Source organism: Nocardia sp. NPDC055321 (genome assembly GCF_053645575.1).
This window is the reverse complement of the sequence record NZ_JBSHMS010000030.1, coordinates 74,850-91,266: the sequence shown is the minus strand read 5'-3', so window position 1 is coordinate 91,266 and position 16,417 is coordinate 74,850. Positions and strand designations below refer to the sequence as shown.

Sequence of the window (16,417 nt, the reverse complement as noted above, 5' to 3'; positions counted from 1 at the left end):
GAACTCCCCTGAGACCTGTGCGGTTCCCGCCCGGCCGGCGCCGCCCGACTCCGGCGGCCCCGGCCGGCGCGGTTCACAGCAGCAGTTCTCGGGCCTGCTTCACGTCGATGACATCCGCGTACTTCGCCCCGAGGTCGAACAGGTTCGCCTCGTGCAGCCGCGGGTCCCGATCACCGCAGGCGTCGGCCACCACCTGCGGCCGGAAACCGTGCTGGAGCGCGTCCACCGCGGTGGCGCGCACGCATCCGCTGGTGGTGAGCCCGGTGATGATCAGGGTGTCGATGCCCGCGGCGGTGAGGTTCGCGGCCAGCGGCGTGCCGAAGAAGGCACTCGGGTACTGCTTGACGATGACCGAATCACGTTCGTGCGGTGCGGGTTCGGAGAGAAAGTCGCCCAGCGGGTTGCCCTCCTCGAAGACGGACAGGGTCGGTACCTTCTGCCGGAACAGGCCGCCCTCGTTCGTTCCGGGGCGGTAGCTGACCCGGGTGAAGACCACCGGATACCCACCGGCGCGTGCGTAGTCCACGACCAGCGCGGCCGCGCGCACCGCGTCCTGCACCGGGGCCCGCAGCGGTGACGCGTCGTCGAGATAGGCCGCGCAGACGTCGATGACCAGCACCGCCGGGCGCACCCCGGCGCCCAGTGTGGTGCCGTAACCGGCCCGGCGGGCGTCCTCGTGTAGATCGGACATGCGAAATCCCCTCAGATGACGCCGGTTTCGGCGAGTTTGGCCAGTTGGTCGGCGTCCAGGCCCAGCAGTTCGCCGTAGACCGCGGCGTTGTGCTCACCGAGTGCCGGACCGGCGTGCCGGACTCGGCCCGGGGTCGCGCTGAGTTTGGGAAACACGTTCTGCATGGGCAGTTCGCCCAGTTCGGGATGGGCGACCCGCACGATCGCCTCGCGCGCGGCGAAGTGCGGATCGGCGAACATGTCGCGCGCGGTATAGATCCGGCCCGCGGGGACCCCGCCCTCGTGCAGCTTCGCCAGCAGCGGCTCGGCGTCGTGGCCGGCGGTCCAGGCGCTGATCAGATCATCGAGTTCGGTCATGCGCGCACCGCGTGCGGTGTGGCTGCTATAGCGCTCGTCCACGGCCAGCTCGGGGCGGTTCATGAGCTCGCTCAGCCGGGCGAACACGGTGTCCTGATTGGCGGCGATCAGCACCATCTCCCCGTCGGCGGTGGGATACACGTTGCTGGGCGCGACATTCGGCAGCACCGAACCGGTGCGCTCGCGCTGATACCCGGTGAGCGCGTATTCGGGCAGCAGCGATTCCATCATGGCCAACACAGCCTCGTAGATGGCGGAGTCGACCACCTGCCCCTGCCCGGTCTTCTCCCGGTGGTGCACGGCGGCGAGGGTGCCGATGGTGGCGAAGACGGCGGCGAGCGAATCGCCGATCGAGATGCCGGTGCGCGCGGGGCGATGGCCGGAATCGCCGGTGGTGTACCGGATTCCGCCCATGGCCTCGCCGATGGAGCCGTAGCCGGCGCGCGGGGCGTAGGGGCCGGTCTGGCCGTAGCCGGTGACCCGGACCATGATCAGTTCGGGATTGCCCTCGCGCAGCCGGTCGTAGCCCAGGCCCCAGCGTTCCATGGTGCCGGGGCGGAAGTTCTCGATCACGATGTCGGCCTGGGCGATGAGTTCGCGGGCGAGCCGCTGACCTTCGGGGTCACGCAGGTTGCAGGTGACCGACTTCTTGTTGCGCGCCACCACCGGCCACCACAGCGAGGCGCCGTTCGACTGCTCACGTCCCCACTGCCGCATGGGATCTCCGGTGCCGGGGGATTCGAGTTTGATCACCTCCGCGCCGAAGTCGCCGAGCAGTTGTGCGCAGAAGGGACCGGCCAGCAGCTGGCCCATCTCGACCACGCGCAGATCGGCCAGCGCGCCGGCCCCGGGGGTTGCTTCGGCTGTCATGCGGCCACTCCGTTTCGTTGTGCGCCCGATGCTCGCGCGCCGAGCGCCCGAGAACGGTAGGGTGAAAGTGGATACACTGTATCCCTGAGAGAAACGGCGCGGCAAGGTGAGAGAAGGTGTGCCCGTGGACATCACGGTGCTCGAGGTGGCCCCACGCGACGGCCTGCAGAACGAACCGGAGATCGTTCCCACGCAGCGCAAGATCGAGTTGATCGAGCGTTCCATCGCGTCGGGCCTGCGCCGGATCGAGGCGGTGAGCTTCGTGAATCCGAAGGCGGTGCCGCAGATGGCCGACGCCGAGGCGGTCATGGCCGGGGTGCCGCGACCGGCCGATGTCTCCTACATCGGGCTGGTCTTCAACGAGCGCGGCCTCGATCGCGCTCTTGCGGCGGGCGTGCACGAGATCAATGTCGTCGTGGTGGCGACCGATACGTTCAGCCGCCGCAATCAGGGCTGCTCGACGGCCGAGGGGGTGCGGCGCTGGCACGGCCTGGCGCGGCGGGCCGCGGAGTCGGGCCTGCTCCGGACCGTCACCATCGCAGCGGCTTTCGGCTGCCCGTTCGAGGGCGAGGTGCCCGAGGCGACCGTGCTGGACCTGGTGCGCCGGGTGGCCGAGGCCGGGCCGCAGGAGATCGCGCTGGCCGACACGATCGGCGTCGGCACGCCCGACCGGGTGCGGACGCTGGTGGCCGCCACCGCCGCGCTGGCGCCCGACGCTGTGGTGCGGTGCCATTTCCACAACACGCGCAATACCGGGTACGCCAATGCCTTCGCGGCTGTCGGGGCGGGTGCGCGGGTGCTGGACGCGAGCACGGGCGGTATCGGCGGGTGTCCCTTCGCGCCGGCCGCGACCGGCAACATCGCGACCGAGGATCTGCTCTATGGGCTGCATCGGATGGGGTATCGGACCGGGGTCGGGATGGACGAGGTCGCCGAGACCGGGCGGTGGCTCGGGACGGTGCTGGGGGCGCCGGTGCCCGCGTTGCTGGGCCGGTCGGGGGGCTTTCCGAGCCCGGCGTGATCGGGGCCGAAGGGTCTCGCGGTCGCAGTGCTGGGCCCCACGCCCGCTCGCCCCACGCGGGTGCCACCGCGTCGCCGAGTGGCGTCTACGCGCCCGAGAATCGCGTCGTCAGGCCTGCCGTTCGTTGCACCTGCCGTCGCCGGATATGACGCTCAGGGGCGGTGCGCGAGACACCTGCACCCGGTTGACGCCGCGGATGATGGCGGCGGTCAGTCGGCCGACCTGCGCGCGGCTGATGAACTCGGACTTCCGCGCTGTTCTCGCGCCGGTGCGTTCTCGGTGTCTCAACCGGTGAGCTCGGTGTCCAGCAGCCGCAGCAGCCCGTCCTCGCTCAGGCGCAGGGTGCCCACCCCGGCTCGGTACCGGATGCCATGCCGCCGACTCGTTCGATGGCGCCGCGCACCGGATCGAACAGTTCTCGCAGGTCCTTGATTTCCGCCGTGTCGTAAACGATTCGAGCAATGGCCTCCGCGTCGTCTGCGGATAGTGAGCGGGCGGCGTTGAGCCGGAACTTGGTGGCCAGTTCCGTGGCCGACAGCGGATTGCCGGGGCCGCCGCGGTTGACGTCCACCCGTTCGGTGAGCACCCGCCCGTCCCGGAGCTCAGCGGTGAGGACGGCGGGGAACTGGTGCGGGAAGATGCTGTCGCAGTGGGGATCCGGCACGCAATCGACCTTCGCGGCCAGGGCGAGCCGGTGCGGATCGCGGGCCGCCGCGTCGGTGAAGTCCTCGTGGAAGAGTCCGAGCCCGCCGCCGCCGATGAGGGCGGCGGCGACCGTGTACGGGCCGGAGAACGCGGCGTGATAGCCGGATTCTGGTGCGCGTTTGTCCGCCGCGGGCTCGCCGATCGTGCGCAGGACCGGGGTGGGTGCGCCGAGGGTGAGGCGTTCCACCTGCTCGGCGGTGACGCCCCGGGCGCGCAGGCGCAGGGCCGCATCGATGCCTGCGTGGGTGAAGTGGTTGCAGGGGTAGGGTTTGAAGAACACTCCGGGCAGCTCCCAGTCCGTTCCCAATCCCTCGATGACGCTCTCGGCGCGCGCCTGGTCTCCGCAGAACGCCTGCAGCAGCCCGAACCGGCCCTCGATGACCGTGGGCGGGCCGGTCAGCCCGTGCCGCGCCAGCTCCGCGGCGGTCACCGCGGCGTGCGCTGCCCAGCCGCAGTGGATCCGTTTCACGGTGCCGCCGGTCCGATTGGCCTCGAGCAGGCCCGAACCCATGCTGGACGCGATGCCCAGCGCGTGCGCGACGCGGGGCGCGTCGAGACCGGCCAGCAGCGCGGCGGCGGCGGCTCCGCCGAGTGCACCGCAGATCGCGGTGGCGTGTAGGCCGCGTTCGAAGAAGACCGAGTTGCCCAGTCGCTCGTCGTATCCGGCCATGCCGACGCGGACGGTGATCTCCACGCCGACCGCGATGGCATCCAGCAGCGCGCCGCCGGTCGCGCCGACCGCTTCGGCAACAGCGAGGGCGGCCGGCACCACCGTGGCCGACGGATGCAGCACCGATGGGAGGTGGGTGTCGTCGAAATCCATTGCGTGGGCGAGTGTTCCACCGAGCAGAGCCGCGCTCGCGGTGGGTACCCGATCGGGGAGGCCGAGCGCGGTGGACATCGGGCGTCCGCCCCATTCGGTGACAACGGCACGCATCGCGGCTGCGGCCGGGGTGGACTGCGCCGCGAGGCTGTTGCCGAGTACGTCCAGCAGCCGGCGGGCGGCATCGGCGCGCAGGGCGGTCCCCACGCCGCCGGGGCGACGAGCGGCCACGGTGAATTCGGCGAGTTGCTGCACGATGGTGGGTGCGGTCATGGGGTCACCGCCGAGAGGAGGCGTACCGGGGAGGCTGTGCGGCCGAGGGGGCGCAATGGCGCTAGCGCAAAAACGATCACGGGGGCGCTCATGAGGTCACCGCCGCAGACGGAGCGTACCGGGAAGCCTGTGCCGCCGACGGTGCGCAGTGGCGCGGCAGCGCGAACGATCGTGGGTGCGGTCATCGGGTCACCGCCGCGAGGGGGCGTACCGGGGAGCCCGTGCCGCCGACAATGCGTAGCGGTGCGAGCACAAAGGCGAACTCGTGAATTCCGCTCTCTGCCAGTACCTCCAGGTCCAAGTGCTCCATGATATAGATGCCGGACTCGACCAGCAGTACCCGATGCACCGGCAGCACGCTGTGTCCCGCGCCCGGGGCGAGGCGTTCGTAGGCGGTGGTGTCGGCGCCGGTGGCGACGACGCCGTGGGTCGCAAGCCAGTGTGCAGCTTCCACGCCCACCCCGGGCACGCCCGAGTCCGCGCCCAGATAGGTTGCCGGATCGGCATAGTGGCGTGCCCATCCCGTGCGGATCAGGACCACGTCACCGGGTTCGAGCGGGAGGTCGCGTGTCGCGTGCTCGAGATCGGCGACGGTGATCTCGTAACCGCCGGGCAGGACGTCCACGTCTTGGGCGGCGGCTATGTCGAGAAGTACTCCCCGGCAGAGCAATCCGGGAAGGTTCTCGGCCCCGTGCGCGGCGAAACTCCCGCCGCGCTGCGCCTCGTCCGCGTCGATTCCCCCGTGCAGCCTGCCGTCTTGGCTGACGTGGCTGAGGGCGTCGATGTGGGTGCCGACGTGGCCGCCGGTCACGATGATCTCGCTGGCCGCCGATCCGCCGTCCGGGCGTACGGTGTCACCGTGCCTGCGCGCCAGCGTCATTCGGAAGCCGGGATGGTTGGGGGAGCAGGGCATGCCGGTGAAGTAGGGCCGTCCGAGCTCGATCAGTCGCACGCCGCCGCGCACCAGTTCCACCAGTGGGTCGCGGGTGGTCATCGGATCACCCCCGCCGCGCGCAGGCGGTCGAGTTCCGCGGCGTCGACGCCGTATGCGCCCAGGACTTCGGCGGTGTGCGCGCCCAGCGGTGGACCCGTCCAGCGAATGCGGCCCGGGGTCTCCGAGAGCCGGAACAGGATGTTCTGCATGCGTATCGGTCCCAATTCGTCGTCGTGGAGTTCGGCGATGGTGCCCAGCGCCCGGAACTGCGGGTCGGCCAGGACGTCGGCGGCGGTGTAGACCGGTGCGACAGCGGCTTCGGCGGCCTCGAACTCGCGCAGGACCGTCGCGGTGTCGCGCCGGGCGATCCACGCCCCGACGGCGGCGTCGAGTTCCTCTGCATGCCGGGCTCTTTCGGCACCACTGGCGAACCAGGGCTGTTCGGTCAGGTCGGGGCGTCCGACCAGGCGCAGGACCCGTTCGGCGACGGTTTGCGCGCTGGTGGACACCGCGACCCAGCCGTCGTCGGCGGTGCGATAGATGTTGCGCGGGGCGTTGTTGCTCGAGCGGTTGCCCATGCGCGGTTGCAGTTCGCCGAGCTGGTCGTAGGCGATCAACTGGGGGCCGAGCAGGGTCAGGATCGGTTCGATGATGGCCATGTCGATCTGCTGGCCGCGGCCGGTGGCATCGCGGGCGCGCAACGCGGCCATGATCGCGAATGCGGTTGTGAGGGCGGTGATTCCGTCCGCGAGACCGAACGGAGGCAGGGTGGGCGGGCCGTCGGGTTCGCCGGTGACCGCCGCGAACCCGCTCATGGCCTCGGCGAGCGTGCCGAAGCCGGGGCGCTGCGCGTAGGGGCCGATCTGACCGAAACCGGTGACGCGGGCCAGCACCACGCGCGGATTGATCTCACACAGCCGGTCGTAGCCCAGGCCCCAGCGTTCGAGGGTGCCGGGCCGGAAGTTCTCGATCACCACGTCGGCTTCGGCGACCATGCGCCGGAAGATCTCCTGGCCGGCGGGCGCGCCCAGGTACAGGGTGACCGATTTCTTGCCGCGCCCCAGCATCTTCCACCAGAGTCCGACCCCCTCGCGTTGTGCGCCGTGGCTGCGTACCGGATCCCCGCCCGGATGCTCGATCTTGACCACCTCCGCGCCGAAATCGGCCAGCAGCGTCGCCGCGAGTGGCCCGGCGAACAGGGTCGCCACATCCAGCACCCGGATCCCGGACAGCGGTCCGTCCATCGCGCACTCCCTCTCGTTCTCCCCGTGTTTCGCTTGGCGAAACGCACATGTGTTGGGAGGCATTGACTATCAGCGGATAGTACTGCCATGATCGCCGCATTGGTAATAGTGTTTCCCAGAGAGAAACTGGAGTCGATGCCATGCCGGCAACAGACCTGCTGATTCGCGGCGCCCGTGTGGTGCGGCCGGGCAGCACCTCCGCCGAACTCCCCGAACCCATGGACATCGCTGTCACCGACGGCCGAATCGCGGCCGTCGGCCCCAACCTGGCGGCCGGGGGCGCGCGCCGGGTGGTCGAGGCCGACGGCCGGCTGGCGTTCCCCGGCGTCGTCGATGCCCACCAGCACTGGGGGATCTATCAGGAGCTGTCCGCCGACACCGGGAGCGAAAGCCGGGCCTGCGCGCAGGGCGGGGTGACCACCGCCCTGACCTATCTGCGGACAGGCCGCTACTACCTGAACCGCGGCGGGCCGTACCGCGACTTCGTGCCCGAGGCCCTGAAGCGCATGGACGGCCGGGCGTTCGTGGACCACGCCCTGCACCTGGCCCCGATGACGGCCGAGCACATCGCCGAAATACCTTCGCTGGTACGCGATTTCGGTGTGACGTCGTTCAAGGTCTTCATGTTCTACGGCGGCCACGGCCTGCACGGGCGCTCCGATGATCAGGCCGACTTCCTGATGATCGGCCCCGATGAGCGTTACGACGTCGCGCATTTCGAGTTCGTGATGCGCGCGATCGCCGAGGCGCGCAAATTACTGGGCGACGGCCTGTCGCTTTCGCTGCACTGCGAGACTGCCGAGATCATGGCCGCCTACACGGCGCTGGTGGAACGCGAAGGCGTTCTCACCGGCCTGCGTGCCTACAGCGCTTCCCGCCCGCCGCATTCCGAGGGTTTGGCGATCACCACGGCCGCCTACCTGGCCCACGAAACGGGTCTGGCCAACATCAACCTGCTCCACCTGTCCTCCGCGAAGGCGGTCGAGGCGGCGCTGACCATGGCGGCTGCGTTCCCGCACATCGACTTCCGGCGCGAGGTCACCATCGGCCACCTGCTGGCCGATGTCGATACAGCGCACGGCCTGGGCGGCAAGGTGAACCCGCCGCTGCGGGAGCGCGCCGACGTCGAGGCGCTGTGGCGGCACCTGCTGGCCGGCGAAATCGACTGGGTGGTCAGCGATCACGCCTGCTGCCGCGCGGAACAGAAGTTCGGCCCCGACCCGGACGACGTGTTCACCGCGAAGTCCGGCTTCGGCGGTGCGGAGTACCTGCTTCCCGGCCTGGTGGGGGAGGCTCGCAAACGCGGGCTGCCGATGTCCCGCGTAGCGGAACTGACGTCCCGGAATCCCGCCCGCCGCTACGGGTTACACGGAAAGGGTGATCTCGCCCCCGGCTACGACGCGGACATCGTGCTGGTGGATCCGGATACGCATTGGACGGTCCGCGCCGCCGATTCCGAGTCCGCCCAGGAGTACACGCCGTTCGAAGGGTTCGAGATGACGGCTCGGGTCACGGACGTGTTCCTGCGCGGGGAGCAAGTGTGCGCGGACGGGCGCGTGCAGGGCGATCCACGCGGGCAGTACCTGCGCCGATCACCCGGGATCGCGTCTTCTCCGGCCGGTAATTCGAGTGCTCGCATGCGCCGCTGATAGCCCACCACACCTGGCCCGCAGGCCCGTAGGACTTGGAGACCCGGCTACCCCGTTGACTCAGCAGCGTCGGCCGATGGGGGAGCGACACCGCTGACCCGGGACGCTGTGGACCGGCGGCGAGTCGGAGTGGAACCCCGCCGGATTGGTGCCGAAGGTTGTCGAGCATCATGTCCACATCGGATTCGCTGGCACCTGGCAGGCACAAGCCGTGAAACCGGCTTACCGTCAAGCCAATCTAGGGTCAGGAGTCCTGATGCGAAGCACCGGTTCAGTCGCTGTAGCGGCGGCCTTGATCACCCTCGCGTTCGCTGTGGGTGCATGTAGCGAGAAGTCGAGCGATACCGACGCGGGGACCCCGGCGAGCTCCACACCTATCGCGCCGGTCACGACGACCCCGGCGTCGAATCCCACACAGCCCGTACAGGCGAACAAGTGGGAGACTTTCGGTTCGCCGACCGGCAATATCGCCTGCCAGATCTCTGCCGGCTTTGACACAGCCCCAGCCAGTGTGCGCTGCGAACTCCTGCAGATTTCCTTCACCCCGCCAGCGCTTCCCGCCCGGTGCTACCAGGACGGAGAACCCGTGCCCGGCAGCAGGCTTTATGGCCGGGTCGTCTATTTCTCCACCGAGGAGAAGCCTGGATTCACTTGCGGGGCAAGCGATACCATCGGCGGCGCCGCGAACATGAAGGTCCTGGAATACGGTTCGTCGACCACCTTCGCGGGGTTCACCTGCACCAGCACCTCGGCGGGCGTTCGATGCGAGCGCGGGGCCCAGTACTTCCGGATCGCAAGCGACTCGTATGAATTCGGCTGAGTGATCGACCAGGTTACGTCTCCTGATCACTCCTTACTCTGCCCAGTCGGCTCGGTGGAGTTCGTACTCGACCTCGCCGTGTTCGGTGCCGGGGAGTGGATCGTCGAAGTGCTGGTGGAAGGTTCGAACGTAGGTGAGGCCGGCCTTTTCCATGACCCGTCGAGAGCCGATGTTGACGGCCATGGTCTGGGCCCAGACCCGCTCAACGCCGAGTTCGGTGAAGCCCTTCCGGATCAACGCCCGCGCGCCTTCGGTGGCGTATTCGCGGCCCCAGACCGACGGCGTGAGCCAGGTATCCGAGTTCTACCTCGGTGACGCTGCCGTCCTGCGGTGGTTGCAGGGCCAGCCAGCCCACGAACGCCGCGGTGGATCGCTCGATGACGGCAAAGCGTCCCGCCGGACCCAGTTGGTAGTCGCGCAGGATCCGAGGCAGCACCCCGTGCTCGATCTCGTCTCGCGGCGTGGGTTCACCGGTGAGGAACCTCATCACCGCGGGCTCGCTGTCCAGCCGGACCAGATTCTCCACGTCGGCGTCGGTGAACCGACGCAGGACGAGACGGTCGGTCTGCACAAAGACATTCACCGGCAAGGTCCTCCCGACAGCCATGCTGTCGAGCATCGGTCATCCCGTCAAACGCTATTCGAACACGATGTGCCCAGAGCCGGCTGCTGCGTCAGAGGTAGTCGGTATCGGTACGCGGGGCGTCGTGGTGCAGGCAGGTGTGGATGTGCTCGAGCAGTTCACCGGCGCGGAACGGTTTGGTGAGGTACGCACTCGCGCCCGCGGTGAGGGTGAGGTCGATGAGCTCGGGGTCGCGATCGGTCGACAGGACCATCGTCGGGGTGGGGGCGTAGTGGGCGAGCAGGTCGGTGAGCTCGGCGGGGGAGTGCGCTGCGGGGAGCAGGTCCAGCAGGACCAGGTCCGGATGCCAGTGCTCGACCGCGTCGATGGCGTCGTGGTGGGTCGGCTGGTGGAGGGTGTCGAATCCGGCGGCGGACAGCACCAGCATCGCCATTTCCGCGGCGGCGGCGTTCGGCTCGACGACCAGGAGCCGTGCCGTGCCGGAGACGAGGCTGGTGTGGGGCGGGGTGACGGGTCCTGGTCGCTGCATGGTGCGGTAATCCCTACGTGCTGGCCGTGTGCTCGCCGCGGTGAGGCCCGATCAGGGGCTGGAACGGCGAAACTGTCGGTTACCCTGCTCGCCGGTCGTTTGAACCTATGTGGATCAGCTATTGATCAGCAAGTGTGGTGTGAGGAATGTCCCGAGCGCACGGGAACCACTATCTGCGCAGGTAGATGATGATATGCGCGGCGAGGGCGGCTCACCGGACAAGGCCGCCGGGATCATCGAACAGCCCATCACCCTCAACCGTGGGAGCTACCGTCGCGCCCGGGGTGTTCCTAGTCGCCGCACGAATGATCGGCATCCCTGAAATCCGCACAGCACGAACCGCGCTGATGCGGTCGTGACACCTGGGAGGTATCAGTGCCGATCGGGGTTCACTGTGCGATGAAGTCCAGCGCAGTCGTCCCACCAGCTCGCGGAACAGCAACTGGTTGATCGCCGTGGTGAACGATGTTGATCTGCGTGACTTCGCCCACGTACGGGCGGGCGGCGCAGTGCTGCGAGGAGGCGATCGTCATCGCTGTGCGATGCCGAGCATGGGGAGAGACAGTGCTTGGTTACCGGCACGAGAGTTCCATGCCCTGTAGGTCAGGTAGTGAGGGCTGGACAGTTGGAAGGCGTCGCGCAGCCCGAGTACTACCATCGCCGCCAGTTCGCGGTATAGGGCCGTGCGGGCCGGCCACGGCAGATCGAGCCACCAGTTGACGTAGGTGGTGCCGTCAGGTGGATTCCAGCCCGCCGGCTCCGCGCGGCGCTGAAAACGGTTCGGGCGTAACGTTCGAGGTCATACGAGCAAGGCCGCTCTCATGGCCCTGGCGGTCGGACTGTGTCGGCGTTCACGGACGGTACGTCGTGGTGACGCCTGCGGTCTCGTTGTCCAGCGAGACGTACAGTATCCGTGGAATGTGTTGTGCCAGCTCACGGTAGAGCCACAGGCAGACATACTCGTAGGTCGGGCGCCGATCGAAGAGCTTGGTCCATGTCGCACTCGCCAGGTGTTCGGCATAGGTGTCGAGATGACGCTCGAGGGCATCGGTGTCGACGAACCGTCCCTCGCGGTCGAGGTGGGCTTCGGTGAACCCGAACCCGACACTCATCACCACGCTGGCATCGGTGATCGGCGGGCGGGCAGAGGCTTGCCATACCGGTGAGGCAAGGCCCTGGCGAGCGCGGAATCGTCGTCTCATCTCGACGGTGAACACTCGCCGACCATACCGAGGTACCGTCCCGGGAAGCCCGCTGTCGACGACCACCGATTCGAACGACCGTCTGTTAGCGTCAGCGCGATATCTGGCACAGCGCAGGGGACGAGGTCGAATTACATGGCGATTACTGGGGGTCTGCGCGCGGGCGGGCGGCCGAACCCGTGCTCCGCACTGCCGCTGCACCTGTCGAGCGGCCGCGGTGACGGTGGATCGCCGTGGCCGGAGCGCTGGTGCTGGTGGGGTTTGTCGGCGGGATCGGTCTGGCGGTAGTCAACGTCAGCGGCATCGACCCGTCTGTGCCGGTGATGAGCGCGACTTACGCGTCCTTGAGCACCGCGGCAGAGTGTGATCTGGTCGCGGGCGCTGTGATCGAGCGGCACGCGCCGGGAGCGACCTGCGATCTGCAGGCTTATGCGGGCATGACCCGCGGCGGGGTCCAGACCCACGCACCGAGCTGGACCGTCCTGACCCCGGGCAAGCCACAGACCTCGATCGCGCTCGCGCTGACGATCACCGACGAGGCACCGCACCTGTTCACCGACTCGCGTGACCGGACAACGTCCTCGTTCGCTTCCGCGCACACCTCACCGGCGACGGTGACGGTGGAGGTCGGGGACGAGGCGTACATGCTGTCCGGCCGATCGGCGTTGTCGCCGAACGCATTCGATGCCCGGATCCTGGCCCGGTCCGGTAACGCGCACCTCGACATCGGATACCGCGGCTATGCCTCGGTCGCGGAGAGCGAAGCAGCGGTCAAAGCCATCGCGATCAACGTGCTGAGCCGCCTGCGCCGCGCCTAGACAGCGACGGTGCCACCCCGGCCCGGCCGGGGTCGGGCAACCGGTCCGCCGCTCCGCCTGGCGCGATCCAGGGAGCAGAATTCGCCGGGCCGTGCGGCCCATCTGGGTGCGTGATGGCGCGGCGTGCAATCACGCACCGCGACCGCCGCCAAGCTCGGAACGCTCACACATCCGGTGCGCCTTCGGATCCCGCGCGCAGCGATTGCCAGGTTGGACCGGAGGTCGGTGGCATGGATCGGTGGTGGGCATGCCCTGGTGCGGGGTCTGGGTATGCTCGCGGGGTTGGGTGGTCGGTGGAGGGGTGACGTGGGGGATGTACAGCCGGTGTGGCTGCGGGTGGATTTCGGGCTGATCGAGACCTCGGCGGCGCTGTGCGGGTCCGATGGGTCGATTCAGATGGTGCGGCTCGGCGATACCGCCCACACCATGCCGTCCGGAGTGTATTTTTCGCCCACAGCAGGGCTCGAAGCCGGAACTCTCGCACACGAGCACGGCCTGCTCGATCCCTCTCGGTATGTGGCACAACCACATCGGTGCATCGAGAACGACTGGCCAGCATGCGAGCTGGGCGGGACGGCGGTGCCGGTGCACGCGGTGGTGGCGGCGGTGCTGCGCGCGGTGATCGCACAGGCGCAGGCCGCGTGCGGGTGGACCTTGCCCGCAGGGCTCGAGCTGACCCATCCCCGGGCGTGGACCGCGAGGCAGACACAGGTGCTCGTCGCGGCCGCGCACGAGGCCGGATATCCCGCCGACCGGCTCCGGCTGTACCCGAAGTCGCCCGAGTACGCGGCCACCGCAGCCGAATTCGCGGTGCCGGCGAGCGCGGCGGCCGGACCGGGCGCCCCGGCCGCTGGTGGCGTCGATTTCGCCAAAACGGCTCCACCACCGCGATATCGGCTCGGTACCGCAGCCGCAGAAACCCATCCCGGACCCCGCTCGCATTCGGCCGCGGATGGCGGGCCTTCACCGGCGGCGCCCGCGCCGCCGGTGAACCCCGAACCTTCCGAGTCGTTCTCGCGGCTGCTGTCGTGGTTCATCGTCGGGACGGTGGTGTTGGTCGCGGTGGGCGTGCTGGGCGCGGCCGCGCTCCTGACCCGGGCGGACCGGCCGGGGTCAGATTTCGAGACCATCGCGGTGGGAGCTTCCAGCGGCGTCGGGCACATGGCCGTGGACCCGGCCCGGAAACGGCTGTACACCTATGACAGTTCCGACCGGACGGTGTCGGTGGTGGATACCGCCTCCAAGACGTCCATCGCCGCGGTCCCGGTCGAGAAGTCGGTGCGAGATATCGCGACCGACCCCCGGACCGGCACGCTGTGGCTGCTCCTGGGCGGGGACACGAACGGGGACACCGCCCTGGCCAAGATCGACCCGCAAACGCGCGCGACCCTGGGATCGGTGCCCGTGCCCTCGACCGCCGAGGGAATGGCGGTCCATCCCGTCACCGGCGAGGTGTACATCGCCCAAGCCAACGGTGACACGGTCGACCCGAGCGGGGCCAGCATCGTCGCCACGATCTTCGACCCGGACACCCTGCAGGTCAGTGGCCGGATCATGGCCCCGGGCAACGGCCATGACGTCGCCGTGGATCCGAACACCGGCCTGGTCTACGTCGTCGGGAGCGCGAGCGTGCGGACCATCGACCCGAACACCAGATCGGTCGTGCGCGAAGACCTTACGCCGGTCGGCGGCAGGCAGATCGTCATCGATCCTGTAACGCACGTCGCCTACATGTCCGCGGACACCAGCATCCTCGCGCTCGACCTCACCACCGGGATCAGCACGGTCATCGACGTCGGGCACGGGGTGTACTGGATCGCGATCGACTCCGACCTCGGCCACCTCTACGCCTCCTACTCAGGAGGCGGACCCGCCCGGCTCACCGTCATCGACACCACCACCCGTGCCATTGCGAACACTATCGAGATGCCGCGTTCGGCCGAAGGCATCACCGCGGACCCGCTGTCCCACACGGTATATGTGCGCCCGTTCGGCAAGTTCGTGTACCTCGTCGAACCCTGCACCGCGACCGTGTGTAACTAGTCCGCAGCATTGTTCGACGTGTGAGCGAATATGTGTCGCGACTGCCGCGAGGTTCGTGTCCCGGCGGGCGTGCCACAAAGAGACGAAGGCGACACCACCAACCCTGCGCCTGATTCGATGGATAAAAACAGAACGCGAAGCTGGCGCCAACAAGACAACAGCGAAATTGACGACCATGTCGAGGATCGCCGAATCAAGAAGGCAGGGTCTTGGGTGAAAATCACCCCTATGCACACGACCGGACGGCCAGGACACGGCAATTTCGATCAAATCCGAAAAATATACTACAAGGATGGAAGGCTTCCAGATTACGTAGTCCATGAAGCCGAGGCACCGGACGGAGGCGTAAGCACCCGAACAGTTCCTGGACCAGAAGAACCAATCCGAATAGTCCAGAAGGGTCATCCCGACTACCTCAAGGACACCCTAATGGCAATGAAGCGACGTGGCGGCGAAGAAGGGTCTCTCGCCAAAGAACTGGAAAAGGCCAGAAGCGAGCACCGGCTAGACTACCTGGAGGCCCCTGCCCAGGTTGACGAGAGAACGACTCCGCACACAAATTTACCGGCTGGAAGTACCGGCCGTACAATGGCTACGACTACCGATCGCGCCTGCCATTAGGAGCACGTTTCATGCAATCAATCTCCCGACACGAAATCGACCAAGACTTTTGCCGGAGCCAGGTTATTGCATACCAGTCGATGATTATCTCCACGTTGGAAGATATGGGGACCTGCGCAGACGCACTGGGCAGCCTGCGTTCGGAGACATTGGACCGACTGCTGTATCAACTGGCGGTTGATTCCACTGCCATCGATGAGCAGACTTGGAAAGCTGCAGTGCTCGCCTCGCAGGCCGCAAATGCGATCTTTACCGCTTCTTCGATGCCCGAGGGCACGGTACAGTACACCATCGAACAGCCTCGCCAAATACTCGCCGCCGGGGTAAACCGCCTAAGTACACCGACCGCTTGGATCGGTGCGGCTTGGCTCGCAATCTTGACCGGGAGCGAGCAACGTATCCAAGAGGTGTGCGCCGTCGACCAACCCAGCCTTCGCGCCAGTGGATCTGTCGTTGAAGACTTCGTTTACCCCTGGATTGATGTATTGCGCCTATTTCTCAGCCGTGAAGAAATCCCTGCCGATCTATTCGAGACCGTCATGAGGTTGTCGGATCCGGAAGTAACGAGATTCACTCCGGAAGACTTCATGTTACTTGTCTCGTACCCCCCGATCGAAATGTTCTACTACCTGCTTCGTGGTGATTCAGGAAAATTCAACGACTCCTTGGCCGGCGCGATCATCTCACATCGGAACTATTGGTCGACGCCAGAACTTGCCGATTGCCCCGATGGATTCATTGCACTGGGGCCGCTCGCAATTGCCATTCTGGCACGCAAGGTCGGAATGGATATAAACGTCGAGTCGGACTATCTGCCGGCCAATCTGCTCAACGGAACATGGACTGCAGGGAATCGCTAACCAGAACTTAAAAGATCCGTCCGTGAACCGGGTGCGATCTGCTAGGTACTTCTATCTCGTTATGGATCGCTGCCAAATGGGTACCAGATAAGTGATTGGGCAGCCTACGTCCAGGTCATGCAAGCATCTTCAGCGATCTTCGCCGTAGCCACCGCGGAACACAGTCCGCATGAGGCACACGACGCCACTGCGCACCCGATGGCGTAGGGGATCGAAGTGCTCACTGCCGCAGTCGCTCCTGCCGACACCACACCGAGCCTGGGCAGGGAAGTCTCGATCGGCTCCAAGATGGGCGCGCTCACCAGCACGCCGGTGCCGTCGCCGACCCGGTGGCTGGGCTGCGAACCGGCCAACCAGGCCATTGACTGCCGGTCA

The 16,417-nt window shown here is 67.4% G+C and carries 15 protein-coding genes and 1 pseudogene; 6 read left to right on the top strand and 10 right to left on the bottom strand.

Translation table 11 applies throughout. The features are described 5' to 3' along the window. Window positions 1–73: 73 nt before the first annotated feature. Both ACWIGI_RS34835 and ACWIGI_RS34830 read right to left on the bottom strand, forming a co-directional pair. Window positions 74–691, bottom strand: coding sequence for an isochorismatase family protein (locus tag ACWIGI_RS34835; protein WP_454207646.1), 618 nt, complete (start codon window positions 689–691; stop codon window positions 74–76). A gap of 11 nt (window positions 692–702) precedes the next feature. Next, window positions 703–1,917: a CaiB/BaiF CoA transferase family protein gene (locus ACWIGI_RS34830; protein WP_454207644.1), complete on the bottom strand. Its 1,215-nt coding sequence runs from the start codon at window positions 1,915–1,917 to the stop codon at window positions 703–705. A 124-nt stretch (window positions 1,918–2,041) separates the two neighbouring features. Between ACWIGI_RS34830 and ACWIGI_RS34825 the strand changes: the two genes are divergently transcribed. Then, a complete protein-coding gene (locus ACWIGI_RS34825) occupies window positions 2,042–2,938 on the top strand; it encodes a hydroxymethylglutaryl-CoA lyase (RefSeq protein ID WP_454207642.1) in 897 nt (298 codons plus the stop codon). Between the two features lie 331 nt (window positions 2,939–3,269). Here the strand turns inward: ACWIGI_RS34825 and ACWIGI_RS34820 are convergent, their stop codons facing one another. From ACWIGI_RS34820 to ACWIGI_RS34810, 3 genes are all read right to left on the bottom strand, one after another. Beyond that, on the bottom strand, window positions 3,270–4,739 hold the full coding sequence (locus ACWIGI_RS34820) for an MmgE/PrpD family protein (protein WP_454207640.1): 1,470 nt from the start codon (window positions 4,737–4,739) through the stop codon (window positions 3,270–3,272). Between the two features lie 181 nt (window positions 4,740–4,920). After that, the gene (locus tag ACWIGI_RS34815; RefSeq protein ID WP_454207638.1) at window positions 4,921–5,733 is read right to left on the bottom strand and encodes a cyclase family protein; all 813 of its coding nucleotides are present in this window, start codon (window positions 5,731–5,733) and stop codon (window positions 4,921–4,923) included. Beyond that, entirely contained in the window at window positions 5,730–6,917 is a 1,188-nt protein-coding gene (locus ACWIGI_RS34810; RefSeq protein ID WP_454207636.1) for a CaiB/BaiF CoA transferase family protein, read from the bottom strand. The genes ACWIGI_RS34815 and ACWIGI_RS34810 overlap by 4 nt, the downstream gene beginning before the upstream one ends. Before the next feature lie 140 nt (window positions 6,918–7,057). On the opposite strand from ACWIGI_RS34810, the gene ACWIGI_RS34805 reads away from it, so the two are divergent. Then, complete coding sequence (locus ACWIGI_RS34805) at window positions 7,058–8,566, top strand: dihydroorotase (protein WP_454207634.1); 1,509 nt, start codon at window positions 7,058–7,060, stop codon at window positions 8,564–8,566. Between the two features lie 256 nt (window positions 8,567–8,822). Next, a complete protein-coding gene (locus tag ACWIGI_RS34800) occupies window positions 8,823–9,386 on the top strand; it encodes a hypothetical protein (RefSeq protein ID WP_454207633.1) in 564 nt (187 codons plus the stop codon). 33 nt (window positions 9,387–9,419) lie between these two features. On the opposite strand, the gene ACWIGI_RS34795 is transcribed toward ACWIGI_RS34800, so the two are convergent. The 5 genes and pseudogenes from ACWIGI_RS34795 to ACWIGI_RS34775 form a co-directional block, all read right to left on the bottom strand. Beyond that, window positions 9,420–9,623 carry a GNAT family N-acetyltransferase gene (locus ACWIGI_RS34795; protein WP_454207631.1) on the bottom strand — a complete coding sequence of 68 codons (204 nt, stop codon included), beginning with the start codon at window positions 9,621–9,623 and terminating at the stop codon, window positions 9,420–9,422. Further along, entirely contained in the window at window positions 9,589–10,005 is a 417-nt protein-coding gene (locus ACWIGI_RS34790) for a GNAT family N-acetyltransferase (RefSeq protein ID WP_454207629.1), read from the bottom strand. The genes ACWIGI_RS34795 and ACWIGI_RS34790 overlap by 35 nt, the downstream gene beginning before the upstream one ends. A 55-nt stretch (window positions 10,006–10,060) precedes the next feature. Next, a complete protein-coding gene (locus tag ACWIGI_RS34785; RefSeq protein WP_454207627.1) occupies window positions 10,061–10,498 on the bottom strand; it encodes a response regulator in 438 nt (145 codons plus the stop codon). A gap of 529 nt (window positions 10,499–11,027) precedes the next feature. Next, a pseudogene (locus tag ACWIGI_RS34780) lies at window positions 11,028–11,252 on the bottom strand (TY-Chap domain-containing protein); the annotation flags it as partial. A 97-nt stretch (window positions 11,253–11,349) separates the two neighbouring features. Continuing rightward, a complete protein-coding gene (locus ACWIGI_RS34775; protein ID WP_454207625.1) occupies window positions 11,350–11,715 on the bottom strand; it encodes a 6-carboxytetrahydropterin synthase in 366 nt (121 codons plus the stop codon). A 218-nt stretch (window positions 11,716–11,933) separates the two neighbouring features. Here ACWIGI_RS34775 and ACWIGI_RS34770 point away from each other — a divergent pair, with 218 nt between their 5' ends. From ACWIGI_RS34770 to ACWIGI_RS34760, 3 genes are all read left to right on the top strand, one after another. Further along, window positions 11,934–12,518 carry a hypothetical protein gene (locus ACWIGI_RS34770; protein ID WP_454207623.1) on the top strand — a complete coding sequence of 195 codons (585 nt, stop codon included), beginning with the start codon at window positions 11,934–11,936 and terminating at the stop codon, window positions 12,516–12,518. Window positions 12,519–12,824: 306 nt separating this feature from the next. After that, window positions 12,825–14,561: a YncE family protein gene (locus ACWIGI_RS34765; RefSeq protein ID WP_454207621.1), complete on the top strand. Its 1,737-nt coding sequence runs from the start codon at window positions 12,825–12,827 to the stop codon at window positions 14,559–14,561. Window positions 14,562–15,193: 632 nt separating this feature from the next. Continuing rightward, a complete protein-coding gene (locus tag ACWIGI_RS34760) occupies window positions 15,194–16,042 on the top strand; it encodes an immunity 49 family protein (protein ID WP_454207620.1) in 849 nt (282 codons plus the stop codon). Window positions 16,043–16,417: the final 375 nt, after the last annotated feature.

What these genes read in the sequence shown, in the direction of transcription:
- ACWIGI_RS34835 (WP_454207646.1), bottom strand. Translation starts at nt 691, where the DNA reads ATGTCCGATCTACACGAGGACGCCCGCCGGGCCGGTTACGGCACCACA.
- ACWIGI_RS34830 (WP_454207644.1), bottom strand. Translation starts at nt 1,917, where the DNA reads ATGACAGCCGAAGCAACCCCCGGGGCCGGCGCGCTGGCCGATCTGCGC.
- ACWIGI_RS34820 (WP_454207640.1), bottom strand. Translation starts at nt 4,739, where the DNA reads ATGACCGCACCCACCATCGTGCAGCAACTCGCCGAATTCACCGTGGCC.
- ACWIGI_RS34815 (WP_454207638.1), bottom strand. Translation starts at nt 5,733, where the DNA reads ATGACCACCCGCGACCCACTGGTGGAACTGGTGCGCGGCGGCGTGCGA.
- ACWIGI_RS34810 (WP_454207636.1), bottom strand. Translation starts at nt 6,917, where the DNA reads ATGGACGGACCGCTGTCCGGGATCCGGGTGCTGGATGTGGCGACCCTG.
- ACWIGI_RS34805 (WP_454207634.1), top strand. Translation starts at nt 7,058, where the DNA reads ATGCCGGCAACAGACCTGCTGATTCGCGGCGCCCGTGTGGTGCGGCCG.
- ACWIGI_RS34800 (WP_454207633.1), top strand. Translation starts at nt 8,823, where the DNA reads ATGCGAAGCACCGGTTCAGTCGCTGTAGCGGCGGCCTTGATCACCCTC.
- ACWIGI_RS34790 (WP_454207629.1), bottom strand. Translation starts at nt 10,005, where the DNA reads ATGCTCGACAGCATGGCTGTCGGGAGGACCTTGCCGGTGAATGTCTTT.
- ACWIGI_RS34785 (WP_454207627.1), bottom strand. Translation starts at nt 10,498, where the DNA reads ATGCAGCGACCAGGACCCGTCACCCCGCCCCACACCAGCCTCGTCTCC.
- ACWIGI_RS34760 (WP_454207620.1), top strand. Translation starts at nt 15,194, where the DNA reads ATGCAATCAATCTCCCGACACGAAATCGACCAAGACTTTTGCCGGAGC.